Annotated in this window: 21 protein-coding genes; 14 read left to right on the top strand and 7 right to left on the bottom strand. The window is 63.6% G+C overall.

The features are described 5' to 3' along the window. Nucleotides 1-23 precede the first annotated feature (23 nt). Nucleotides 24-1,886, bottom strand: a complete 1,863-nt coding sequence (locus JMV16_RS02675) for a DUF2075 domain-containing protein (RefSeq protein ID WP_201492591.1) — start codon at nucleotides 1,884-1,886, stop codon at nucleotides 24-26. 27 nt (nucleotides 1,887-1,913) lie between these two features. Continuing rightward, nucleotides 1,914-2,249 (bottom strand): nucleotide pyrophosphohydrolase, encoded by a 336-nt coding sequence (locus tag JMV16_RS02670; RefSeq protein ID WP_201492824.1) that lies wholly within the window; start codon nucleotides 2,247-2,249, stop codon nucleotides 1,914-1,916. A 333-nt stretch (nucleotides 2,250-2,582) separates the two neighbouring features. Between JMV16_RS02670 and JMV16_RS02665 the strand changes: the two genes are divergently transcribed. The 3 genes from JMV16_RS02665 to JMV16_RS02655 all read left to right on the top strand — a co-directional run bounded on the left by JMV16_RS02665 (nucleotide 2,583) and on the right by JMV16_RS02655 (nucleotide 7,511). Continuing rightward, nucleotides 2,583-2,975 carry an HIT family protein gene (locus JMV16_RS02665; protein ID WP_201492590.1) on the top strand — a complete coding sequence of 131 codons (393 nt, stop codon included), beginning with the start codon at nucleotides 2,583-2,585 and terminating at the stop codon, nucleotides 2,973-2,975. Beyond that, nucleotides 2,972-4,021, top strand: coding sequence for an HNH endonuclease (locus JMV16_RS02660; protein WP_201492589.1), 1,050 nt, complete (start codon nucleotides 2,972-2,974; stop codon nucleotides 4,019-4,021). Before JMV16_RS02665 ends, JMV16_RS02660 begins: the two co-directional genes overlap by 4 nt. 139 nt (nucleotides 4,022-4,160) lie before the next feature. After that, nucleotides 4,161-7,511: an SIR2 family protein gene (locus JMV16_RS02655; RefSeq protein ID WP_201492588.1), complete on the top strand. Its 3,351-nt coding sequence runs from the start codon at nucleotides 4,161-4,163 to the stop codon at nucleotides 7,509-7,511. A gap of 969 nt (nucleotides 7,512-8,480) precedes the next feature. Here the strand turns inward: JMV16_RS02655 and JMV16_RS02650 are convergent. Continuing rightward, nucleotides 8,481-9,458, bottom strand: coding sequence for a tyrosine-type recombinase/integrase (locus JMV16_RS02650; protein WP_201492587.1), 978 nt, complete (start codon nucleotides 9,456-9,458; stop codon nucleotides 8,481-8,483). A 332-nt stretch (nucleotides 9,459-9,790) separates the two neighbouring features. On the opposite strand from JMV16_RS02650, the gene JMV16_RS02645 reads away from it, so the two are divergent. The 4 genes from JMV16_RS02645 (at nucleotide 9,791) to JMV16_RS02630 (ending at nucleotide 11,809) form a co-directional block, all read left to right on the top strand. Beyond that, nucleotides 9,791-10,405 carry a hypothetical protein gene (locus JMV16_RS02645; RefSeq protein WP_201492586.1) on the top strand — a complete coding sequence of 205 codons (615 nt, stop codon included), beginning with the start codon at nucleotides 9,791-9,793 and terminating at the stop codon, nucleotides 10,403-10,405. Continuing rightward, nucleotides 10,386-10,985 carry an RES family NAD+ phosphorylase gene (locus JMV16_RS02640; RefSeq protein ID WP_201492585.1) on the top strand — a complete coding sequence of 200 codons (600 nt, stop codon included), beginning with the start codon at nucleotides 10,386-10,388 and terminating at the stop codon, nucleotides 10,983-10,985. The genes JMV16_RS02645 and JMV16_RS02640 overlap by 20 nt, the downstream gene beginning before the upstream one ends. Before the next feature lie 345 nt (nucleotides 10,986-11,330). Beyond that, nucleotides 11,331-11,531 carry a DUF5397 domain-containing protein gene (locus JMV16_RS02635; protein ID WP_201492584.1) on the top strand — a complete coding sequence of 67 codons (201 nt, stop codon included), beginning with the start codon at nucleotides 11,331-11,333 and terminating at the stop codon, nucleotides 11,529-11,531. Further along, entirely contained in the window at nucleotides 11,531-11,809 is a 279-nt protein-coding gene (locus JMV16_RS02630) for a virulence factor (RefSeq protein WP_201492583.1), read from the top strand. The genes JMV16_RS02635 and JMV16_RS02630 overlap by 1 nt, the downstream gene beginning before the upstream one ends. Before the next feature lie 39 nt (nucleotides 11,810-11,848). Here the strand turns inward: JMV16_RS02630 and JMV16_RS02625 are convergent, their stop codons facing one another. The 4 genes from JMV16_RS02625 to JMV16_RS02610 form a co-directional block, all read right to left on the bottom strand. Further along, nucleotides 11,849-12,604: a DUF4400 domain-containing protein gene (locus JMV16_RS02625; RefSeq protein WP_201492582.1), complete on the bottom strand. Its 756-nt coding sequence runs from the start codon at nucleotides 12,602-12,604 to the stop codon at nucleotides 11,849-11,851. A 1-nt stretch (nucleotide 12,605) separates the two neighbouring features. Next, nucleotides 12,606-14,663 (bottom strand): type IV conjugative transfer system coupling protein TraD, encoded by a 2,058-nt coding sequence (gene traD / locus JMV16_RS02620; protein ID WP_201492581.1) that lies wholly within the window; start codon nucleotides 14,661-14,663, stop codon nucleotides 12,606-12,608. After that, a complete protein-coding gene (gene mobH / locus JMV16_RS02615) occupies nucleotides 14,660-16,936 on the bottom strand; it encodes a MobH family relaxase (protein WP_201492580.1) in 2,277 nt (758 codons plus the stop codon). Before mobH ends, traD begins: the two co-directional genes overlap by 4 nt. A gap of 64 nt (nucleotides 16,937-17,000) precedes the next feature. Next, nucleotides 17,001-17,465 (bottom strand): hypothetical protein, encoded by a 465-nt coding sequence (locus tag JMV16_RS02610; protein ID WP_201492579.1) that lies wholly within the window; start codon nucleotides 17,463-17,465, stop codon nucleotides 17,001-17,003. 789 nt (nucleotides 17,466-18,254) lie between these two features. Between JMV16_RS02610 and JMV16_RS02605 the strand changes: the two genes are divergently transcribed. The 7 genes from JMV16_RS02605 to JMV16_RS02575 are packed head-to-tail and all read left to right on the top strand — an operon-like array spanning nucleotide 18,255 to nucleotide 22,380. After that, nucleotides 18,255-18,782 (top strand): lytic transglycosylase domain-containing protein, encoded by a 528-nt coding sequence (locus JMV16_RS02605; protein WP_201492578.1) that lies wholly within the window; start codon nucleotides 18,255-18,257, stop codon nucleotides 18,780-18,782. Then, nucleotides 18,779-19,540, top strand: coding sequence for an OmpA family protein (locus JMV16_RS02600; protein WP_201492577.1), 762 nt, complete (start codon nucleotides 18,779-18,781; stop codon nucleotides 19,538-19,540). The genes JMV16_RS02605 and JMV16_RS02600 overlap by 4 nt, the downstream gene beginning before the upstream one ends. Next, entirely contained in the window at nucleotides 19,537-20,151 is a 615-nt protein-coding gene (locus JMV16_RS02595; protein ID WP_201492576.1) for a hypothetical protein, read from the top strand. The genes JMV16_RS02600 and JMV16_RS02595 overlap by 4 nt, the downstream gene beginning before the upstream one ends. Further along, the gene (locus JMV16_RS02590; protein ID WP_201492575.1) at nucleotides 20,148-20,480 is read left to right on the top strand and encodes a hypothetical protein; all 333 of its coding nucleotides are present in this window, start codon (nucleotides 20,148-20,150) and stop codon (nucleotides 20,478-20,480) included. Before JMV16_RS02595 ends, JMV16_RS02590 begins: the two co-directional genes overlap by 4 nt. Before the next feature lie 33 nt (nucleotides 20,481-20,513). Beyond that, the gene (gene traL / locus JMV16_RS02585; protein ID WP_201492574.1) at nucleotides 20,514-20,807 is read left to right on the top strand and encodes a type IV conjugative transfer system protein TraL; all 294 of its coding nucleotides are present in this window, start codon (nucleotides 20,514-20,516) and stop codon (nucleotides 20,805-20,807) included. A 45-nt stretch (nucleotides 20,808-20,852) separates the two neighbouring features. Beyond that, on the top strand, nucleotides 20,853-21,479 hold the full coding sequence (locus tag JMV16_RS02580) for a TraE/TraK family type IV conjugative transfer system protein (protein ID WP_201492573.1): 627 nt from the start codon (nucleotides 20,853-20,855) through the stop codon (nucleotides 21,477-21,479). A gap of 37 nt (nucleotides 21,480-21,516) precedes the next feature. Then, the gene (locus tag JMV16_RS02575; protein WP_201492572.1) at nucleotides 21,517-22,380 is read left to right on the top strand and encodes a type-F conjugative transfer system secretin TraK; all 864 of its coding nucleotides are present in this window, start codon (nucleotides 21,517-21,519) and stop codon (nucleotides 22,378-22,380) included. The last annotated feature ends 23 nt before the right edge of the window (nucleotides 22,381-22,403 follow it).

Below are 22,403 nucleotides of genomic sequence, written 5' to 3'. Positions count from 1 at the left end.
CGCCGCGCTGGAACCCATGATCCCTACGCCGGCCCAAGCCCTTGCCGAAATCGTGTCGCCAAGTGCTGATCGGTGCAGTAGACGTAGCACCCTTTCAAACCTCGCGTCATCAACGTCTTGTACGTGTTCTTGATGACGAGGTCAGCGGCGGCTCTTGCCCCTTCGGGGTCAGCCTTGAGGAACGACTTGTAGCCCTTGATTGATTGATCCTGACGCGCACGGGCCGCCGGTACGGTCGTGACCTTGTCTCGATGGAGAACGAGATCGGGCCCAATGATGACGCCGACGTAGTCAAGCTCCAACCCCTGGCACGTATGAATGCAACCAACCTCGCTGACCGAATGTGGAGAGATGATCCACAGGCTGCCGTCCTGATCGAGATTCCAGCGCCTTCGATAGTTTGCGCCGATCTCGATGTCGTATGCCGTCGCATCCCTCTTGCTCTTCCAAGGCCAGCAATACCCGGCCACCACGCGGGCCTTGTTCTCGCTATTGCGTTGCTCGATGGCCTCTTGAAGCGATGCCGGGTCATCGAAGACTCGGAAGTCGTACTCGCCGGCACTGAGGGTCGTGTTCGCCGTCGCGCGGATGTCAAGCGTGTTGTCCAGCCACGCGGGGTATCCATCGGAGCCGCTGCAGCGAAACTGGGACGCCAGCTTGTACTGCTCGACAGCAGCGCCCTTGGCCTTCGCGAACTGTCGGATCTGCTCCTTGGATCCGATGTCCTTGAGCGTGACGCGCTGGTCTTCGTCGATGAAGAAGATCGTGCACTTGGCGGCGCCCATGACCTCCTTGATCTGGTTCTCGCCCAGGTTGCCGTACAGACCCGACTTTTCGTTCAAGCGGTGGGCCTCATCAACAATCAGGACGTCGAACGTGTTGGGAGGTGTCTCCAGAAAGCCGCCTGAACCGACGAACAGATTCGAGTACCTCGTCCGGGTCATGGCGCCGGCCAACTTCGCCTCGTAGACCCGTCGTGGCGCCGCGTTCTTGGAGACGTACTTGCAGACCAGTCCCTTGGCCGTGAGCGCAACGAGTAGGTTGACCGCGACTACGGTCTTGCCCGTGCCAGGGCCCCCTTCGATGATTACGACGCGAGGTTGGTCTTCCGATGCCGATTGCCCCGACGCGAGCGCCGCCTCATAGACGGCCTTTTGGTCGTCGATGAGAACAAACTCGGGCTTGCCCTTCAGCATTCCGCTCAGGCTGTCGGCCAGGGCCTTGGACGGTCGGATACGTCCGCTCTCTATCGCGTAGAGCACGGCCTTGTTGTCGCCGTGACGGACGTGCTGCTTGATGAAGTCGCGCAGGCGGCTGCGCTCTGCCTCACCCTTCAGGAACAGCGGCGCCTTGTCGATGTACCCCGCATAGTGGCGCGAGTCGATGACGCCGTCACGAAGATAGTTGTGGAGGTAGGCGCAAGGCCGGATGGAGATCCCCCCATCGTAGACAGCCTCGTTGAAGCCCTCCAGTAGGGTGGCATATGACCAGGCTTGATACGACGGGTGCACGACCTCCCGCTGCGCATGCGCGAGGTAGGTAACGACGATGGCGTCTTTGGCAGTGGCTGACGCCTTTTCCCACTGCTTCAACTCGATGACCACTGCGTTCTTAGCGCCGTCGGCCCCGAAGCCTGTCAAGGTGACATCAATGCGCTTGGAACTCTGCGGAATGTGGAACTCGACAGCGACACCCGTGTCGGCCGGGATGTCCTCGTCCCGCAGCACCTTCGCCATAAACCCTAGTGATTCACGCCAGGATCGCAGTTCAGGTGCAGCGACCTTGCGGCCCGTGATCGTCTGAAATCGAAGGTGAATGACCTCGTCGATCTCCTTGTCGTCGTTGTCCCGGAGGAACTGTCGCTTGTCAGCCTGGTAGACGATCACGCTATGCCTTGTCTGTCGCCGCCGCTGTCAGATTTCCGTGTACTTCTTGCTTGAGCCACGCGCTTTTGACACAGGGTACTTCGCGGCGTTCGCCTTCAGCTTGTGCTCCGCCGCGGCGTTCAGATCCACGCCAAGAACATCCGCGAGCCTGACGACATAGAGCAGGACATCTGCTAGCTCGTCGCGGACGGCTTGGGCGTGTTGCGGGTGGCCGGCGGCCCGCTTGGAGTCTTCCTCGCTCATCCACTGGAAGATCTCAGACAACTCGCCGACCTCCCCCGTCAATGCCATGACGAGGTTTTTGGGCGAGTGGAACTGTTCCCAGTCTCGCTCGCGGGCAAAAGCTGTCAGTGCCTCAGACATTGCGCGCACATCAACGAGGTGGGTGACCTGCTCGGTCTTCTCATCCGTGCGACCTGCGGTCACGTTTTAGTCCTCGACGCCTTCGCCTGTCTGCCATATGCCCACCGCGAAGTGCCACGCGGAGATGGATGGAGGTGATTCATCGCAGCAGTGTAGCTAGGGTCAACTCACCGCAGCTCAACGAGCGCCCCGAGGGCAGTGGAAACCGCACGCATGGCTACGTTGGTGGCGGCTTGAACACTGTAGGCGAGCCCGGACAGTCTTGACGGACGCCGGAGCTACTCGGGCTTCCGCTAGCTACCGTTCTATCGCCTGCGCCATGAAACTTCGGGCATGTCAAAGGCGACCCCGTGCCCCTTCTGCGCCCTCCCGGCCAGCCGCATCGTCGGCGCAAGCGAGCACGGCTTGGTGGTGCGCGATGCGTACCCGGTTTCGACGGGCCACACCCTCGTCATCCCGCGTCGCCATGTCGGCTCCTTCTTCGATCTGCTGGCCGATGAACGGGCCGAACTGCTGACGCTGCTTGATACAGCCAAGCGCGACCTAGACGCTGAGTTCTCCCCGCATGGGTACAACATCGGCATCAACGACGGCGCCGCCGCTGGCCAGACCGTGCCGCACCTGCACATCCACCTGATCCCTCGCTACCAGGGCGACCGCGCCGACCCCCGCGGCGGCGTGCGCTGGATCTTCCCCGAGAGGGCCGACTACTGGAGCACGCGGTGACCCTCGTGCCGTCGCCTGAGGCGCAGTTGTCCTTCTTGACGAAGCTGCAGCGCCTCTTCGCCGAAGGCGACTTCACGGCTACCTACAAGTTCGCTCTGATCATCGCGTTGGCGGACCTGGCGGTCGAACTGGGCGCCGATGACGGAGGCGCCCTGCGGCTGTCCAACCGCAGCATCGCCGCCAAGTTCATCGAGTTGTACTGGCAGCAGACCGCGCCGTACAGCACCGGCCGCGCGGGAACAGCGCCCGGGGTGCTGGCGCAGAACAATGGCGCCAACGCGGCCGTGCTCACCGTGATCGCCGAGTTTCGGCAGAGCAGTCCCGTCGCCACGCCACTGTCTGCCCGCACGCTGGCCGGCTACCCGGCGTTGATCCGGCGGGTCGCCGACACGGTGTCGGCGCAGCCGCTCCAGTACCTGCAGAACCTTGGCGGCCAACGAGACCAGTTCCTGTACGAGCGCGCGCGTGGCGTGACCATCCTGCTCCCTGGCGTGCACTATTGCCTGCGGCGCTTCCAGCCACTGGTGCAGCAACTCGCTCGCAGTAGATGGATCGACCACATCAAGCGCAATCGCCTCAACGGGCCGCTGCTGGGCGAGGCGGATGACCTGGAGGCGTTCCTGTTCGAGACCCCGCGCCAGACGTTGGCGGAAATCGGAGCCGGTTTGCGGCTGCTGAACGGCAGCCGATGCTTCTACTGCGGCTCGACCGCCCATGAGGTGGACGTGGATCACTTCGTCCCCTTCTCGCTGTACCCCCGCGACCTGATTCACAACTTCGTACTGGCGCACCCGGCCTGCAACCGCAGCAAGTCGGACACCTTGGCGGCGCTGCCGCATCTGGAGCGGTGGCTCGAGCACATCACTAGGCACCATGACTCGCTCCAGGAAATCGGCCATACAGTCGGGCGGCCCGCAGACCGAGTGGCCAGTCGGTCCGTCGCGACCTGGGGCTACGCCAACGCGGCCAGCAGCGGCGCGCAGGCGTGGCTGCGAGCGGGCCTGTACGAGCCGGTGGGGGCGTCCTACACCAACTGCTTCGTCTAGCCCCTGGGAGACGCCACTCAAAAGACCAAATGATCCATAACCCTACCAGTCATTTACTCGCGCTTTATGGTCGGGACTGCTTAATCGAGCGACCTTAGTGAGCCGCACATCTTCGTTCGCTAAACATTCATACCTCAATATGACAAACAACCGCATTACTACAGGACTGCCTGCTCGCGCAATGCAAAAAATTAGCGACTCTGCTGCGCAGGGCCGGCTTGTAGTCGTAGTAGGCGCGGGCGTTAGCATTGGCCTAACCGACGGACAGTTGCCGTCATGGCCTGCCCTGATCAAGAACGGATTTGAATATGCACACAAGAAGGGGCGAATTTCAGATTCTCAACTAACCTCGTGGAGCGCTCAACTCATTTCGTCGGACATTGACGAACTATTAGGAGCGGCCGAGTTTGTGGGGCGAAAACTTGGGTCGCCTCTTGATCCGATTTACGGTCGCTGGCTTGAAGATGTTTTCGGAACGGTGCGGCCGTGCAATGCACAACTAAGCGCCGCAATTCGCGCATTGGCGTCTCGCGGAATACCAATCTGTACTCTAAATTACGATCCGCTCCTGGAGATCGCGACGGGCCTGCCCGGCATTCGCGTATCAGAGACGCATCGGGTAATGTCCTGGGTGCGAAAAGAGATTCCGGGAATCCTGCACTTGCACGGTTCGTGGGATGTGCCGAGTTCGTGCATCCTGGGAATACGGGACTACGAAACTACTCAAACCGACGAAGTTCGGGATCTAATCCAGAGAAACCTTGCCGCCTTTAATCACCTGCTCTTCATTGGCTGCGGTGACACGTTCACAGATCCCAACTTCTCAGCTTTGTTGAAGTGGTTGCGGACAAAGCTGATCGTGCTGACTCCGCAACATGTGGCGCTAACTCGTGAGGACGAAGTGCCAAAACGCAATGCCGACCCCTCGTGGGCAGGCTTTGTTGAGCCGGTAAGTTTCGGTCCAGCGCACAAGGATTTGGCTAACTATTTGCTTGAGCTTTTTCCGGGGATGGTGAAAAGGCGGGTTTCGCGAAATTCTATTTCTCCGCTCAGTGAAGCGAACGTAGTACTAAAGAACTATAAGGACTTCTTGCATCGCGATTGCGGTCAAATGACGATAGAGGGTGTAAGCGCAGACTTGGATACTGGCCAGCGGCGATTCGATCTGGAGAGGCTGTTTGTTCCGCTCAGAGTATCTGCTTGCCCACCGGAATTTTTGCCTTCTGATCCGGATGCCGCTGCCAAACTCAAGAAATGGCAGGAAGAGAACCCGGTACCCTTACCTTTTGGAAATGTTCTGGCGAAAGGCAAACGTCTAGTCCTGCTGGCCTTGCCTGGAGGGGGAAAGACACTGCTTCTAAAACGCCTTGCGGTCGCCTATTCAAATCCATCGCGTCGTGGCGCCAGCACAGATGACTTGCCAGAACTTCCATTGCTTCCGCTTCTGATTCGTTGCCGCGAATGGCGCGATCACATTCGACTGCCCATAGCGACTTTGCTGAAGCGTATAGGTGACGTTATTGGCCAAAGCGACCTGAGTGGCTTCTCTGAAGCTATTACGCCGCTGCTGAAAAAAGGGCAGGTATTACTGCTAGTCGATGGCTTGGATGAAATTCACAATGACGTTGATAGAGCCACGTTCGTTGAGCATCTAGAATCATTTTTGGATAAATATGATCGAGTTCGCTTGGTAATTACAAGTCGCGAGGCCGGCTTCGATTTAGTTGCGCCGTCACTTTCGCGATTCTGCGAGCGCTGGAGGTTGGCGCCGCTCGCCGATGACGCCATTGCGTTGTTGTGTGTGCATTGGCACCGCCTTATGACGGGCGATACTATTGAGGCTGCTGAAGAGGCCGAGGAGGTCTCGCAGACGCTAATGAAAAATGCCTCTCTTCGGCGTCTGGCGGAGAATCCACTACTCTTGACCATGCTTCTTGTGGTAAAGCACGGAGCGGGTGGTTTGCCGCCTGATCGAGTCAGCCTGTATGGCCGTGCCGTTGATGTCTTATTGGATACATGGAACATCAAGGGGCACGATCCATTGAACGCAAAGGAGGCTGTGCCTCAGCTCGCTTATGTGGCATTCCAGATGATGTGCGCCGGCAAGCAAACTGCCACTGAACGTGAACTCTTGGCCTTGCTGGAGGAGTCGCGCGAGAGGCATCCGAACATTAAGCGCTACGCCAAGGACAGTCCACATAAATTTCTAAAGCGTGTTGAGCTTAGGTCCAGTTTGCTATTGGAGGCTGGACATCAGATGGAAGGAGGGCGAGCCGTTCCGTTCTATCAATTTCGGCATCTTACTTTTCAAGAATATTTGGCTGCGGTGGCTGCTACAGAAGGTCACTATCAGTCATTTCGACAGGATGATACAGTTTTAACCCCATTGGCTAAGTATTTGTTGGCCGAAGAATGGAAGGAAGTGGTGCCAATGGCCGCGGTATTGGCACGAAAGCGAGCAGAACCGCTACTGATCGAGTTGATATCCCTTGGCCGGGGCCAACTCGGGATCCTTGAAGTGGAATCTGAAGAATTTAATGGATTCGAGGGTAGAAAGCTTGAGGGAGCGCCGGGGCGTCTTTTACAGTGCCTAGTTGAAGAGGCGGAAGCGTCATCTGGAACGATATCTGCCGCGCTGCACCTGATTGCTCTATTTGCACACGGCTGCAAGACTGCAGACGATTGGGAATCGCTTTGCCGCGGGCCATATGGGAATGAACTTTACAACCTAGCTTGGGAGCTTTTGGTTTCAAGACGTTGGCATCGTGCTTCTTGGCATATGAATAGTTGCGCAGCAATTGCTGCCTATCAGCAGCCGATGAGCTACTGGCTCGGGGAGAATGGAAGGGCGGAAGTCCGCCTTTTGCTGCAAAGCGCCAAGAAGGAGGAACTGGGTCGCGGGCTGCTAATCTCTATGGGGATGCTTTGGAATGATTTTGAAGATGATTCGTCAAAGGATGACGCGGCCAAGGCAGTTTGGATGGACTTGATTGAGCCTCAACTTTTGAATGCTGACGAGGATCTGTGGCCCATTGCAACATGGGTGTGGACAAACGCGCGCCGTCGGCTAGGGGCGTCCAAGGATGTTGATCGGAATCTGCTGGATACGTTCCTGATACGCTGGTTGAGTGGACAGCATGATAGGGCTGCTGGTATTGTACAGTTTTTTATGAGTCGCCAGCTTGGATTGGACCGAAATTCTTGGACCCCGGAACTATCACCGGAACAAATTAGGGTGGTACGTGATAGATTTGATGCTGTCGTCGAGAATAAGACTAGAGATGCAAGATACGAAAAGTCGGCCTGCTTCTTTATTGCCTACCATGCTAGATCAGTCTGGACTGACGAGGAATTAGTTGCAAGGATGGAGGCGATTAAGAATGACGCACTAACGGCTTCAGGGAGAATATGGGAGCAGATCGGGAAAGAGTTGATATCCCGCAGAAGGACTACAAAGAGTGTCCGAGCAAAGGGATCGACTAAGCTGTAACTGGGCGCTAGCGTCGGACGACAAGGGTTGTCACCTATTTGCTACCGCTTTGGCCCTTGGGCTGTGCAACCCGTGGCTCTATGCAGTCTCGTGTAGAACGCGACAGCCGTTCCAGATGGCCGAATCAACGCTGACCGGTTGAGTGCGCAGCTTCTTTGAGCGTGGGGCTGCAGGTAGGCGATGGAGAGAGGCTTACTAGCCGCGGCACGTCGGCGAGCAGCCAAGCTTCTAGTTGGAGGAAGTCTTGGCGGCGCCAAGAGCGGCGTGGGGACACCGCGTGCCAGGCATGGACGCCCCTGAGTCAGTGGCCGTGCCGGAGTTCGGGAAGCATCCCCCCAGAATTTTGGCCAAATTTTTTCCGAGGCCCCGGAAGCAGCTCCATGGGTCCGGGTGACTAAGCCAGGGTTTACTGGCGCGCCAGCGGGGGTGTCCGGGGGTTGTGGGGGGGGGTCGGGCGCGTCCCCCTCTGAACTGGTTTGGCGCGCCGGGGAAAGGGGCCCCGCGGCTTCGTCCGCCTGATAGCTGTGGGTGGTGGGCGCGGCAGACATCACTGCGGGCGAGCGGGCTGGCGGGCGGGCGCGGGGCATCGCCTGCCTGCTGCGCAAAGGCCGAGAGCTGGCCCCGAGCAGGACAGAGTGCCTCGTCACGGAGGAGGCTAGTCATCCAAGACGGGGCAAGGGCCCCGCGTAAGGGCAACGTAACGGCAACGCAGCCCCAGAAAGTAAAAAGCCCAGCCGGTGAGGGCTGGGCTAAGTACTTGACTTACAACGAGTTTTTGGCTCCCCGACCTGGGCTCGAACCAGGGACCTACGGATTAACAGTCGCCCAGAAGAGGCTGCCGTCACACAGATCACTGAACCGATGTCGAAAAGACCTTATCTTGGGGGCACTTGCGAGACTTTTTCCCTGCCCATGTACCCCACGATTCGATTATGTCCTCAAAGCGGCCCCCGGGTCAAACCTCGCATGTCAGAGCGTGGCCAGTGCCTTTCGCATGGCCTGCATGTCTGGATGAACGTACAGGTAGGTCGTGTTGATCGAGGCATGTCCTAGTTGTTCCTGGACTACCTTCAGGTTCGGTACGTTGTTGGCCAGGATCGTGGACGTGGTGTGCCTGACGCGATGCGCGCTCAGCCGGGGCGCATCTACGGGCATTGCCCGCCGCAGGCGTTGAAAGAAGTTGTCCAGGTTGTCCGGGCGCATCGTGGCGTGACGGAAGGTCGTTCGCCGTTCACTGAACAGCGGCAGGCAGAAGACTTGCTTCCGGTCCATCTGGCCCTTGTACAGCTCCTGGGTTCGGGATCTGAGAGTCAGGAGGTCGGGTAGCAGCTGATCCGGAAGGGGGACCAGCCACTCTCGGCGTGTCTTCGACGACGTGGCCGCCATCTTGATCGTCTTGTCGACGAAGTCGATGTCTTCCCACACCATGCCTAGCAGCTGCCTCTTGCGCATGCCCGTGTAGTACAGCGTCCGCAGGACGATCAACCAGAACCACTGCGGCTGGATCAGATCGACCTCCATGCCGCGCTTGTTCAGAGCCTTGCTGGTCCGCAGCCACTCCATGTAGGCCTGCATCGAGTCCCTGGGCAGGGCCTTCGGCAGGAGTTGCGTGACGGGCGCGCCCTGAACCTTGCGCAGCGGATTGCTGAGCATCCAACCTTCCTGCACGGCGGCATTGAAAAGCACGCTGAGGTGCCGCCGCTCCGTGTTGAAGCTGACGGGTCGCATCCTCTTGAGGGACCAGGCCCTGAAATCCAGCATCACGTCGGGTGTGACCCGGTTCAGAGCGATGTCGCTGGGGGCCGCCGTGGCGCCCCCAATGAAGCGGGTGAGGTTGCGCACCACCAAGTCGTACCTCGCAACCGTAGCGCCGGTCAGAATTCTGATGCGCAGGTAGTGGGCGAGAAGGGATGCAAGGGTCGGGTCCGAGTTTCCTGCTAAGTCCATGGGCTACTGCTCCGTGTTCAGTCGCGGCGCACGACATCTTCGTGCGTCGCACGGCTGGGCTTGGGCGTCGCCCAAAGCTCGGGCCACTTGCCGATATCGGCAAAGGTCGGCCTTGAAAGCAGGCAGCGAGCTGCTTTCTGTCCGCTGTCGAGAGTAGCGCCGTTTCCGGAAGGTCATGGCGGCGTAGATGTTTGGGTGACCGCCGGTTTCGGGCTTGGCTCGCGCCTGGTCAGCACGAGCTGGGAGTCGTTGCAGTCTTCACCGGTCGGCTTTGCCCGATTTCTCCGTTTGCCGTATTTGCCGGGTTGTCCGGATTTGCCTAGAATCCACCTATGAGCACCGATCTCAGCACTCCCGTGCTGCTACGCCGCATCGCGCGGCTTGAGGCCACCGTTGGGCGCCTCAGCGAAGACCTCGGCACTCTTCGCTCTGCAGTCAGCAAGCAAGGGCTGCAATTGGCGAAGACACGAGGCGTTCGAGCCTGGATCGCGCACGCCGACACAGCCGCCGCGGACAATTTGCATGCTCAGGCCGCGGGCGGCCTGGCGGGTGCCATGGCGCGCGGCGAGGCTGCGCGTGTCCAGTGGGTCAAGGATGGCCTCGTCGTGTCCGGTGAGCAACTCGCGCAAGCCTGGGGGCTCACCCGTCAGGCTTTGGCGCCGGCCTCGGACCGTGGTGAAATCTTCGCGGTGAAGGTCGGCAATCGACTGTTCTACCCGCAAGCGTTCCTTGGTATGGACCGCGAGGCCGTGGCGGCCGTCTGCCGCGCGCTCGGCAACCTCGGTACCAGCGAGAAGCTGATGTTCTGGCTGCGCGAACACGGCGCCCTCTCTGGAAAGAGCGTGGCCGTCGCTTTAGAGGCCGGGACAGACTTGGCCAAGGTGGAGCGCCTGGCCGTGGCATGGGCGCGCGAGCGAGGTGCCTCGCGTGTCTCTGCGGCTGCCTGATCCCGGTTCCTTCGAAGATCTGATTCGACCGACCAGGATCGAAGTCGCGTCGCTCATGCGCCTGAGCCGGCATCCGGCCGCCGAGCCGTACTGGTCTGCTGGGGTCTACCGCTTTGACGATCCCGATCCTGGCGGTGCCGATGCGTTCGGCACCTGCTATACCGCCAGCACCATCGAAGTTGCCTTCGCGGAGAGCGTCATCCATGAGTGCGGGCGGTTCGTCAGAGGCGGCTACGAGGTGCCGGTCGCGGAGCTGACAGAGCGCTCGGTCGTGCGGTTCACCTGTGACCGGCGGAAGACCCTGCTACTGGCTGACATGACCGGGGCTGCGCTCAAGGCCCTGGGACTCAACAACGACATCAGCGCATCCGCCGACTACAGGGTGAGCCAGGCGTGGGCGCGGGCGATCCACGGTGCGAGTGCGCGCTGGGACGGTGTACGGTACGTGTCGCGGCAGATGTACAACGGGTTCGCCTACGCCATCTTCGAGCGCAGCGGGCTGCGCAAGCTGCGCGCCGAGAAGCTCAAGGCGCGGCAGGTGGATGACCTCTGTGATCGGTTCAACGTCACCGCGGTCTGAGAGCGCCATGGGGAAGGCGACGACGATGCCAGTGCGCTCGATGAAGGGCTTTGTCGAGATGACCAGCTTCGGGCGGTCGTCCGACATCTCATGGCCCACGGCGGGGTTAGAGGAATTTCTTGTAGTACGCGCACTGCAGCCTCAGCCGCAGCGCGAGGGCGATGGCCAACGGCGGAAGGAGCTTGACCGGCGCACTTGTAGCCTGCTTCGCCCTTGGCGCCGGGTCCAGGGAGGGCGAAGGGGCGCTCAGCCGACCGTACCGCTGGCCATCGCTTCACGACCCTGCCGGCCCTGTCCAACATGGAGTAAAACCGCCTATTGCTACTTCGGCCCAGGGGTATCTTCATGCATGTCGCCACCGCACCCCCACCCCTCCCGGTGGGAAAGATCAAGACCTTCGGCCCTGTCGGACCCAAGTACGAAGTTGGAAACGCCATCCGGCAGCTGGATGACGGCGACTGGCTGATCGAGGTCACGATGGTCGAGACGGGTGAGAAGGCGGAGTACCGCTGGACCAACCTGACGGACGACCCGGAGGCGCGCTGATGTATGCGGTGGCCTTTGATCTGGTGGTTGCAGATACCCAGAGGCATCATCCGCGAGGGGTGCCTCAGGCGTACAGCGACATCGGCGCTGTGCTTGGGGAGCACGGCTTCCGGCGTGTACAGGGCAGCCTGTACGTGACCGACAATGAAGACATGGCCAACCTCTTCCTCGCCATCCAGTCGCTCCGAGCCAGGGCTTGGTTCCAACAGTTGGTCAGAGACATCCGAGCCTTCCGCATCGAACAGTGGTCGGACTTCACGGCTGTCGTGAAGTCGTAGCTGCGGGCAGTGAGGCCCGGAGGATCGGGCCACGACGGACTAGAGGTATTTCTTGTAGTACGCGCACTGCAGCCTCAGCAGCACTGCCAGCGCCACGGCTAGCGGCAGCAGCAGCTTGACGGGTGCGCCCACGCCGGGCAAGGCCAGGTAGACGACGTAGCCCAGGATCGCCACGAAGCTGACCGCCAGCTTGGCCCTGTGGTAAATGCTGGCCGACTCGTGGCCGGCGCAGGCCTTGCGCTTGGCGCGCGCGACCAGGCCGTCAGTGGCCCCGAGCATCATGCCCAGTGCCAGCAGCGGCAGCGCGCACAGATAGGTCGCTGTGCGCACGGCAAAGATGCCCGTGTTCGTGGCCATCAGCAGCCAGCCGTCTCCAGCCTCGGCCAGCTGCCGCCGCACGAAGTCGCCCCCAGGGTCTGGCGTGGCCTTTATCGTCTCGCTCGCCGCATTGCTGCGCATCGAACTCGGCCAGTTCATCAAGGCTCGCGCGAAGAGCAGCGACGTGTCCACCGCGGCATCATGGATCGTGCTGTTGATCCGGCGGGCCACGGCCAGCGGATCGAAGAGCACGGGCTCCAGCCTGGCCAGCTCCTGCAGCTCTTCCTGCAGAACCGCCTGAGCATGCAGCAGTGGGGCGTCGGGCGAGCGGTCACGGGACCAATACCAATGGACCGTCAGCGTCCCTGCCCAGACGAAAAGGCCGATGGTGACCCACCAGAACAGGATGCGCAGCGGCCACTTCCACTGGCGGACCAGTACACCGTGCTCGATGTTGGCGTTGCTGCTGGTGGCCATGCTATGCGCCCTCCACGGTCAGCGCGTCCTCAGGGTTTCGGGCGACATAGCTGGCGTAGCTTGACCGCATCGCGGTCAGCATCGCCTCCCAGTTCTCGGGCACGCCTTCCTCCCCCGCCGCCAGCGGCAGGGGGATGCGAATCTTCACCAGCTTGCCGCCTTCCAGCAGCGCGAACGCCTGGCCCTTGGGCAACTTCATCAGCCAGGCCGGATCGAGCATCGGCACCTTCTCGGTCGAGACGCGGTCCTCGTTGCGCGACGCGAAGTCGGCCATCTCGGTCGGATCGTTGGTGTCCGATACGCCGCTCGCCTGCAGCCTCGTGAAAACCCTGACCTGCTCGAGCTGGTCGGTCAGCCGTTCCGCGGTGGCGAGGTTCTTCACGCGCAGCATGACGATGCTGTTGAGGTTGCCGCTGATCTGCTCGGCTTTCGCCGTCGACCCCACCTTGGCCTCGATGTCCTGTGCCGTCTGGCTGTAGCCGGTGATGAAGAGGCCGGCGCCGCCCCCCTTGTTGGCGGCCTGCACGAACTCGGGGCCGATCAACTCGTTCAGTTCGTCGGCATGCAGGCGGACCCGGCGCATGCCTTCGGTCCATGACATGCCGTAGGTGGCGCCGTGCTTGTAGATGCGGCCGAAGGTCGAGGTCAGGTCGGCCAGCATGGACGCACTGACCGCCTCGGCGACATCCCGTATGGAGAGGGCGTCGAAGCCGCAGTACACGATGCCACCGCGGTTGATGACCGACATCCAGTCCAGCAGCGGCCGCGTGTCCGTGGTGTCGTCGTACTCCGGTGAGATCAGGTCGGCGACCTTGCCGGTCGTGAGCTTTTCCAGCAGCGGGTACAGCGAGTTCACCAGCTTCTCGAAGTAGGTGCGGTCGTTGGCCAGCACGGACGCGATGGCGTCGAAGATCGCGTCCTGGTAGCCGTTGGTCTTGAAAAACTGTGCCAGCAGCAGGAGCTCAACCTCGCGGCCGTTCTTTTCGGCCTTCTGCACCAGGTCTTTCTGCTCCTTGGTGGGATACGGGTCGAAGCGGTCCTGCCAGCCCGGCACATTGCGGTCCAGCCAGTCGACAAAGTAGCGCTTGGCCAGCGAGTCGATGCTGACCCCGTACTTGTAGATCTTCCGGAAATCCGGGCGGTCGCCGACGGCCGCCATCGCGCGGGCGATCACGTTGACGTAGCGCCAGGCAAAGGCCTTGAAGGCCGCCGACTGGCCCTCGGCGGGCAGAGGGCCCGTGGCGCGGGTGGCCACCTCGGTGATCTGCTCGAAGTTGCCGATGGGGTTGTACCGGCTCGAAACCTCGGGGAAGCCCAGGTGGAAGAGCTGGAACTCGCTCGCCCGCCCATGGCGGACGGCGGCCGAATACATGCCGAGCAGCAGCTCGACGTCGCCCTTGGGGTCGAAGACGATCACCACGTCGCCGCGGGCGATGTCCTGCTCGATCAGGATCTGCGCCAGGCGCGTCTTGCCGACGCGGGTGGTGCCGTACACCATCATGTGGTTGTTGAGTTCACCCAGGGCCGTGTGGACTTCCTCCTCGTCGATTTCGACGCCATGCAGGGCCGGGTTGCCGCCGACCGGGGGCAGGGGACGAACCGGATTCCACGGATGGTCCTCGCGAGTCCAGCGCGTCAGCCAAGGCGGCGCGTCGACGCGCAGCTCCATCCGGCGTGCCCATCGGTACAGGGCCGACTGCTGTTTCAGGTGCTCGTTCTCCGGCTGTGCCAGCAGCGTCATCCGCTGGGTATGACGGGCCGTCCACTCGAAGCCTTGCCCGAGGAACACCGCGTTCCTGGACCAGGGAATCTCGCCGGGGTACATCGCGTACGGCTCCAGCGCGCGAACGGCGCTGCGGAAGCGAAGCACCCGGCGTGCCTGGGTCAGCCGCCACGCAGCAAGGCCCACCAGCGCCGCCGCGGCGCCGCAGGCCTGGAAGGATGTCATCAGAAGCATGCCGGGCCAGCTCAGCACGATCCAGCCGCACACCATGGCGCCGGCGACCGAAGCCAACTCGTAGGGCGCCCGAAAAACGTTGTCGATGGGTCCGTCGCTCATGCGTCACTCCGTGAGCCCCGCGTCGGCGGTGATGAGCCCCTGGCCTCCGCGGGAAGGGACATGCGCCGGGGCCTGGGCGCGCGCGTGATCCGGCTGTTCGGGGCAGGGACCGGATTCCAGAACAATTCGGGCTTGCCCACCAGGCAGAACGAGGCCGTCCTTGAAAGGGCCTTGTCGGCCTTGACGAAGGCGTAATAGTGCATGTTCTCGTCACCATTGCGCACGGTCCAGCCCGACTTCGCCAGTTCGTTCTGCAGACGCGCAAAGGCGCGGTCGCCATGCGACTGGCGCAGCTCCGCGATGGGGCCGTCCGCCACGGCCTGGTGCTGGCTCAGGAAGCGCCGGAAAATCTCCGGCGACAGCAGCAGGGCTCCCTCGGGAACGAAATGCACGAGGGCGCTGTCTTCGTTGTATTTGAGGTCGCCGGTTCCAACCGATTGCGCGACCCAAGCCATGAAAGCTGTCGCAGCCGGACTTGGCGTCCTTCCTGATGCCGCCGCTGCGCCAGCGGGTCGCTGACCTCTCTCACGCGGTCGCAGCGGCTTGCCGAGCTCGGGCGTGCTGGTCGCGCGCCCCTGGGCCAGGTCGGCCACAGCCGTCTCGCTGGGGGACAGCATTCCATCGTCCGGGCCGGGCTCGGCCACATGGGCCGGTCCAGGGGCGGGCTGCGGCTCTGGAGCAGGGGAGGGGGCAACGACAGGGATAGCCTGGCCCACAGGCACTGCAGGCTGGTGTTCCATCGCCGCCCCGGCGCCCCCGGGAACCTGCGGTTCGTGGTCCGAGGGGGAAGATGCTGACGCCGACGGCTCGGGCGCTGGCTTCGGCTCGGATCTCTCCAGGACGGCGGCCCCGGCTGGGGCGCCAGGGCGGGCCGTCGGGCCCTGCAGCTCGCTCGTGACCGCCGGCCTCGGCGGTATGGTCAGGGCGGCCGGGGGTGCCGCGCGGCCCTCGCGTGGCGCCGGACTCACTTCGCGTCCCGGGTCAGCTGCGGCAGGCTGGGACAGCCAGACGCGGCCCTTCATCGCCGCCGGGTACTGCGCCGGGTCTGCAAACAGCTTGTCCAACGCAAAGCAGAGGACCGTGAAAGCGTCGGGCGGCGACCAGCCGTCGCACTCGACGCGCACACGCCACACGGCGCCGCCGTCGGGTGCCGTCTCGGCCGCGCCGTACTCCTGCCAGGTATCGAAGATTCGGTCGTTCTTGTCCTTGCCGGGAATCCCCTGCAGGCTTTCATGCTGGGACAGATAGCTGCGGACCTCGTCTGCGAGCCGGGCACAGACGAACCAGACCTTGCCGTCGTGAACCCAGCCAGCCGCGCCGGGCCGGTTCAGCGGCAGGCTGCCGCCTTCGATCAGCATGCGCCGAAGCGCTTCCATCAGCCGTTCCACCAGGGGGCGCGTGCGCGCGCTCGCAAATCGGGTGCGGGGCCCCTGCAACAGGTTCCTTCTTACCGAGTCGCTGTCGGCTCGCTTGATCAGCGAGCCGATGAGGCCGTCTTTGCCTTCGCCAGAGAGGTAGGCCACCAACTGGGACAGCACCTGGCTTTCATCGGCCAGCCAGCGCGTCGCGCGGGCCGGTACGAAGCTGCTCATCAGCATCGCACCCAGCTTGGCGTGGGCTTGGTAATCGCGGTCCGTGGGGTCGGCGAAGGCCACGGTGTACCAGTGCGCGCCGAAGGTCCGCATGGAGCCCGCGAGCGGCGTCCAGGCCTTGCCGTCCCGCGGGGCGTCGCCATAGAGGGTCACCTGGACGTCGGTCACGGCCTTGCCGACGTCGTGCAGCAGCGCGGCAACAAAGACGGCGTATGTCCAGCGGTGCTCCAGCCGCTTGCGCTCTTCGGTGCCCGCGCCCGGAGGCAGCTCGAGCCCCGCCCTGAAGCTCAGCGCCACGTCGGCGACCTCGAGCAGGTGCTGCCACAGCCCGCCGGGGTGGGCGTGGTGATGGGACTCCGATGCCGGAAGCATCTGGACGAACTCGGCCAAGGCCTCCAGAACCGGCATACAGTCCTGGGCGTAGATGCCCTGTGAGAGTCGGGTCTTGCGCTCGATGGAGATCAGCAGGGCCCGCGTCTCGGTAGCGGTGACGATGTCCTCGAAGGCCCGAAGCGGCAGCTGGGAAGCGGGCCTGGCCACGACCGCCTTGGCGAGACGGGGCGCGCGAGCTGCCGCCCTGGCCGCGCCCTTGGAGCCGCCACTGAGGCGATACACCATGGCGACGCCAAGCACGAATGCCAATACCAAGGTAGCGGCCTTGAGCGCGAAGGCGATGTCCATAAGTCCTGCTGTGTCGCGCGGCAAGCGCTCGTGCTGGCGTCGTCCGGGCGACTGGGATGACCACCTACGAGCGCGAGGCCGGGCCTTCCGTGTCCTGGCGCAGCCGGTCCAGTGCCCATGCGGCAAAGGCCTCGGCGGGCCAGGGCGCTTCATGGCCCCAGAAGGGCTCAGCCTTGTGCTCGCAGCGGAAGGCGGCATAGGGCTGGGCCAGTGCGTCCCAGGCCTCGCCCGTCAGCTCATCGCGCGCCTGCCGCACCAGGAAGTCGCACTGGCTCAGCGTGAGGGCAAAAGCCATGTCGTTGCCGGCCAGGTCGCGCGGGAAGTTCACCAGCGTTTTAATGACGTCGCCGGCCGGCCACAGGTCCAGATCGAACTTGCTGTCTAGCCAGTAGTCGGTGAGCCAGCCGGCGTAGCGCCTGAAAAGCAGCTGCAGGGTGCTGTGCCAATGGCCGAAGCCAAGCGCCTGCAACAGCTCATGCAAGTCTTGTCCGTCGGCGTCGGGCGTGCTGATCGGCTCAGGCAGTGGCATGCACATAGGCTGCTCGGCGGGCAGCGGGGCGAGCGGGCACGACGGCCCGTCAATGGCTGCGCCAGCGGGAGGGCAGCCCTTCGGGCCCGGGCGGAGAGGGTAAGTCTTGCGCATCGGCCAAGGCTATGGGGCCAGCCCGAGGCTGGGCCCCGAAAACCTTCGCCCATGTGGGTGAGGGTTTTCGCTTGACAGCCCTCGGACCCTTTGATCTCGCCATTTCGAGGCCCGCCCGCTTAAGGGTGGGCCTCGCTAAGCCATTGATCTGCCATTACTTTTAACGGATTTCGTTTGCCGTTAAAGCCCTTGCCGGACACCCCGCGGCATTTGAGCGGAGGGGGCCGGCGGCCCTTTCAGTCAGGCCATTACCCTTGTGTTCTTCTTGGTTTCTTACGGGCTGTTACGACTTTTTGGCCTGCCCTTTCGGCACTGCCATGCCTTGAGCGACCCGGGGCCTTGGGCGAACTCGGCGCTAAGTGCCTGATTTGATTGACATGCGCGGCCATTGAGGCGCGATGTTTTTGGCGGTAAACCGATCAGTATCTCGCGCTGAATCTGTCGCCGTCAATCGAAAACTCTCTCCCACGTGGGCGATGGTTTTCGGTTGTTCGGCACTGGCCCCCCTCGCACATTGCACCCCGTGGCGACGACTGCATTCCGTCGCTGCACTTGCCAGCCTGCTTGCCCCGGACCCGATGGTCCGGGGCTTCTTTCGGCGGCAGCGGACAACCAGGGGAGCAACGGGTGCCAAACAGCTATCGGACATGCCAACGCCTCGCAGCTTTGCTGCTGATGGCCGCGAGCGCCTCTGCCCAGGCCGACTGCTTTGTGCACCACGCGACCCGCTTCAACCTCGACCCGGCGCTGCTGCGTGCCATTGCCGATGTCGAAAGCTCCTTCCGGCCCGAGGCCGTCAACCGTGGCCACGTGCAGCGCACCGGCACTGTCGACGTCGGGCTCATGCAGATCAACACCGGCTGGCTGCCCCGCCTGGCGCGCCACGGCATCACGGCCGCCGACCTTGCCGATCCCTGCACCTCGATAGAGATCGCGGCCTGGATCGTGTCCGACCTGGTGCGCCGCCATGGAGATACCTGGGAGGCCGTCGGCGCCTACAACGCAGGCTGCTCCGAACTCAAGGGAACGGCCTGCACCCGGGCGCGCTCCGCCTACGCCTGGCGGGTCTACCGCCGGCTGGAACGCTCGGCCACCAAAGTGCCCAGCTCGACCCCAGGCCAGACCGTGCTGCTCGCGCCCGGCTTGCGGTCGCTGGGCCAATCTCTGGCGACCGACGGGCGCGATGAAGGAGCGCCGCAATGATGCCCCGCTGCCACTGGCTGGCCTTGCCGGCCCTTTGCGCTTTGCTCGCCGCCTGCGAGACGCAGCCGCCAGTGCCGGCGACGATTCCCCCAGCCCTGCATACGTACAGGATCGCCCAGCAGGACTGGGACGGGCGCAAGGTGTTCGAGACCTGCATCGAGTGCCCGCGCCCGACCTTGAAGACCTTGCCGGGCGTGGTGGTCGCGAAGGCGCCGGCCCTGGTGCTGCCCCCGCCGCCGCCAACGGTGCCGCCGCCAATCGTCTCGAGCGCGCCGCGCCGCCTGGTCGCAGTCGTTCAGTTCGACCTCAACAGCTCGCGCTTGCGGCCCGCAGTCAAGGCGCAAATGGATGCCTTGGCACCGCTGCTGCGGCTGGCGATCCAGGTCCAGGTCACCGGATATACCGATGACCTCGGGGCGCGCAAGCTCAACACGAGGCTGGCCCAGGCGCGGGCGCAAGCGGTGGTGGCCAGCCTGCAGGAGCGGCTGGAGCGTGCCCGTCCGCCCGTGCCCATGGTGGCCGGGGCCGGCCGGCCCCTGTGCTGCTACGTCAGCAGCAACCAGTCCGAGGTCCAGCGCGCGCCCAACCGGCGCGCCGAAATGGTCCTGCACCTGACCTCTGGCCCGGAGCTGGACCGCGTGCTCAGCGCCCTCCCGCCAGCAGCCGGGGTAATGGATTCGGCACCGGAAGGTGTCCTCCGCCACGCCGGTTCCATCCCTGCGCCGTTGGGCGGCGCGTTGTCCGGGCTTCAACCATGAACTTTGCTGCCGCCGAACTCAACGCCGCCGCTGCCATGACGCGACCGCCGACTTTGGGCTCCTTCGGGTGCGTGCCGCGCACGGCCCGCGTGCTGCTCGTGGGCACGCCCGCCTTCGCCTGGTTGCGCCTGCTGCAAGAGCGCGCGCCAGGACCGCGCGTCGACCTGCGCTACCTCATCGAGGGGGCGATCCTGCTGCTCCAGGCCAGGTCCGATCTTCACACCGACTGGATCGGGCACTCACGGGAGGCCCTGGTCCGCCATGTCGCGGGACGCCAGGCCATTGCGCCTGCGAGAACCGGCCGCGCCCCTGGCCCGGCCGAAGGGGCACAAGCCCGGACTTCAGGGGCTTCACCGAGCCATCGTCACGACGACTGCAAGGCCTTGCAGATCGGCGAGGCGGCATTTCAGTGGCTCAAGGGCAAGCAGGGCACCACACGCGATCCGAGGCTGGATCTGCGCTACCTCGTCGAAGGGGCCCTGACCCTGATCGGTGAGCGCGCGGAACTGCTGCCACAGGTCGTGGGACTGGCCAGGCGCTCTCTGCGCGACCACCTGGCAGAACTCGAACACCAATCCGTCGAACCCTTTTCTCTGGAGAAATCGCAATGACCACCCGCCTCACCCGCCACAACTTGCCCGCGATGAACTCGCCCCTGCTGTGGGCCCTACCCGCGGCCCTGGCTGTGCTGTTGATGCTCGGCCATCCCGCGTTCGCGGCCACCAACACGGGCACCGCCCTGCAGGCCGCCTTCACTTCGCTGAACGACATGGTCAACGGCTATGGCAAGCAACTGCTGACGGTGATCGGCTTCGGTGTCGCTGCCATCGGCTACATCGCCGCCAATGCGACGAGCGTGATCATGAAGTTCGTCGGCTACGCGATCTTCCTGGGCGTCGGCCTGGCCGCCGCGACGACGCTCACCGGCGCGATCGTCTGATCGGTCAGCTGCGCTCAGCCCACGCAGGCCGCCATGGAAGACCACGACATGCTGATCGTCATGGGCCTCAAAGACCCGTGGAAGTTTCTGTTCGTCGACATGGACATCGCGATGGTGTCGGCTTCGGTGGGCTTCGCCCTGTTGAGCACCGGCCTGCCCACCCCCGTCGTGGTCGGCACGGCAGCCGCGGTGGGCTACTTCATGCACATCGGCCGCAAGGGCAAGCCCCGGGGCTATGCCGCCCATCTCGCCTACTGGTATCTGCCGCCGCTCATCAGCCGCCTGAAGCGCGTCCCCGCCCCCTGGGCAACCAGAACCGTGGGCTGAGGGCGGGGCCTTGGCAGCCGGACCCAGGACATCGGAGCAATCACCATGAACCCGCAACGCCAGCTCACGGACATCCAGTCGCTGGCCTCGGCCCTCAAACGCCAGCAGGCCATCACCATCGTGTTGGGACTGCTGGCCATCCTGCTGACGATAGGAAGCCTGTCGCGGCAGTCCACGGTCGTCCTGGAGCCGCCGACCCGGACCAAGACCATCGCCATCACTGGCGATCGCGTCGACGGCGCCTGGCTCGAGGAAATGGGGGCCTGGGTCGCCCACATGATCCTCGACGCCTCGCCGCACTCCATCGGCTGGCAGCAGGACCAGGTGCTTCGTTGGACGCATCCGGCGGCCCATGGACAGCTGCAACAGGAGATGGCCGTCCAGGCCAAGCGCCTGATCGACGCCAACGCCTCCACGGTCTTCTGGCTGCAACAGCTGGCCCCCGACCTGGACCGCCAGCGCGTGGCGCTGGTCGGTCAACTGGACACCTATGTCAACGGAGTCAAGGTCCAGGGGTCGTCGCGCACGGTCTCCTACCTCCTGCAGTTCGAGGCCCGAGGCGGCCGCATGCTGGTCAAGGAGTGGAAGGAAGTGCCGGGCGACGACATCTGGCTCACGCGCGCCCTCGAAGCCGCCGCAAAGCTCAAGGAGAAGGCAGATGCCAAACGATGAACCTGTCCGTGCGGAGTGCCTTGTCGCGACCGCCGATATGCTGCAACAGCTCCATCTGTCCGAACAGGACTCGCAGCCCTTCGCCCGTCTGGGTGACCTCGCGGCCGTGCTTGTGGTCGTGACGCTGTGCCTGCTCGGCATGTTCGCGACGCCGGTGCGCGCGGCCCAGACCCTCGACGTGCGCGACGGTGACACGACGATCAGCCGCATCTCGGTGCGGGACCAGACGCGGCTGCGCGTCGATCGTGGCCGCGTGCTCGATGTCATCGGCGACGTCTTCGATGCGCAAAAGAGCCCTGCCGGCCGCATCGCGGTGCTCAAGGACGATGTCGACGGCGAGGTTTACCTCAAGCCGGTGCCGCCGGCCAGCATGCGGGGAATGGACGGCAGCCTGCCGCCCGGACCCCTGGCAGGCCCATTGCCGCCCATCAAGCTCGACGTCAAGACCGACCGCGGCACCGTGGGTCTTCTGCTGCAGCCTGCAGATGTCGTGGGAGATACGGTCACGCTGCGCATCAACGGCGGCGAACAACGTCGCGCCGCCCTGGCCTCGGAGCCGCGCGGCAAGAGCCACCCTCATGTCCGGGGCGCCAAGGCCTTGACCCTGGCGATGGCGGCACCCGCCCTGGCCGGCGAGATTCCCTCGCAGAGGCTGCCCGGCGCTGGACAGGAGCTGGCCCTGTGGCGCGAAGCGCGCTTTGTGCTGCAGGCCCGCTTCGAGGCCCCCGGCCTGGTCGGCGAGTCCTACGAGCTGACCAACGTCAGCGGCGAGCCCATGGTGATCGACGAGCGAGAGCTGTTCCGGCCCGGCGTGGTGTCGGTCAGCGTGAGGGATCTCCAGCTGCCACCGGGCGCCAGCACGCCGGTCTGGATCGTCCGCCAGGCCGGCGAGGACGGCTGACCGTCGCTCTCTCGGCAATTCCT

Source organism: Rubrivivax sp. A210 (assembly GCF_904426505.1).
Taxonomy (GTDB): domain Bacteria; phylum Pseudomonadota; class Gammaproteobacteria; order Burkholderiales; family Burkholderiaceae_C; genus Rubrivivax.
Note: the sequence above shows the minus strand (reverse complement) of the source record. Positions and strands in the feature narration are given on the sequence as shown.

Coding starts and splice junctions, on each gene's coding strand:
- JMV16_RS02670 (WP_201492824.1), bottom strand. CDS start 2,249: ATGTCTGAGGCACTGACAGCTTTTGCCCGCGAGCGAGACTGGGAACAG.
- JMV16_RS02665 (WP_201492590.1), top strand. CDS start 2,583: ATGTCAAAGGCGACCCCGTGCCCCTTCTGCGCCCTCCCGGCCAGCCGC.
- JMV16_RS02655 (WP_201492588.1), top strand. CDS start 4,161: ATGACAAACAACCGCATTACTACAGGACTGCCTGCTCGCGCAATGCAA.
- JMV16_RS02650 (WP_201492587.1), bottom strand. CDS start 9,458: ATGGACTTAGCAGGAAACTCGGACCCGACCCTTGCATCCCTTCTCGCC.
- JMV16_RS02645 (WP_201492586.1), top strand. CDS start 9,791: ATGAGCACCGATCTCAGCACTCCCGTGCTGCTACGCCGCATCGCGCGG.
- JMV16_RS02635 (WP_201492584.1), top strand. CDS start 11,331: ATGCATGTCGCCACCGCACCCCCACCCCTCCCGGTGGGAAAGATCAAG.
- JMV16_RS02630 (WP_201492583.1), top strand. CDS start 11,531: ATGTATGCGGTGGCCTTTGATCTGGTGGTTGCAGATACCCAGAGGCAT.
- JMV16_RS02625 (WP_201492582.1), bottom strand. CDS start 12,604: ATGGCCACCAGCAGCAACGCCAACATCGAGCACGGTGTACTGGTCCGC.
- traD (WP_201492581.1), bottom strand. CDS start 14,663: ATGAGCGACGGACCCATCGACAACGTTTTTCGGGCGCCCTACGAGTTG.
- mobH (WP_201492580.1), bottom strand. CDS start 16,936: ATGGACATCGCCTTCGCGCTCAAGGCCGCTACCTTGGTATTGGCATTC.
- JMV16_RS02610 (WP_201492579.1), bottom strand. CDS start 17,465: ATGCCACTGCCTGAGCCGATCAGCACGCCCGACGCCGACGGACAAGAC.
- JMV16_RS02605 (WP_201492578.1), top strand. CDS start 18,255: ATGGCCGCGAGCGCCTCTGCCCAGGCCGACTGCTTTGTGCACCACGCG.
- JMV16_RS02600 (WP_201492577.1), top strand. CDS start 18,779: ATGATGCCCCGCTGCCACTGGCTGGCCTTGCCGGCCCTTTGCGCTTTG.
- JMV16_RS02595 (WP_201492576.1), top strand. CDS start 19,537: ATGAACTTTGCTGCCGCCGAACTCAACGCCGCCGCTGCCATGACGCGA.
- JMV16_RS02590 (WP_201492575.1), top strand. CDS start 20,148: ATGACCACCCGCCTCACCCGCCACAACTTGCCCGCGATGAACTCGCCC.
- traL (WP_201492574.1), top strand. CDS start 20,514: ATGGAAGACCACGACATGCTGATCGTCATGGGCCTCAAAGACCCGTGG.
- JMV16_RS02580 (WP_201492573.1), top strand. CDS start 20,853: ATGAACCCGCAACGCCAGCTCACGGACATCCAGTCGCTGGCCTCGGCC.
- JMV16_RS02575 (WP_201492572.1), top strand. CDS start 21,517: ATGCTGCAACAGCTCCATCTGTCCGAACAGGACTCGCAGCCCTTCGCC.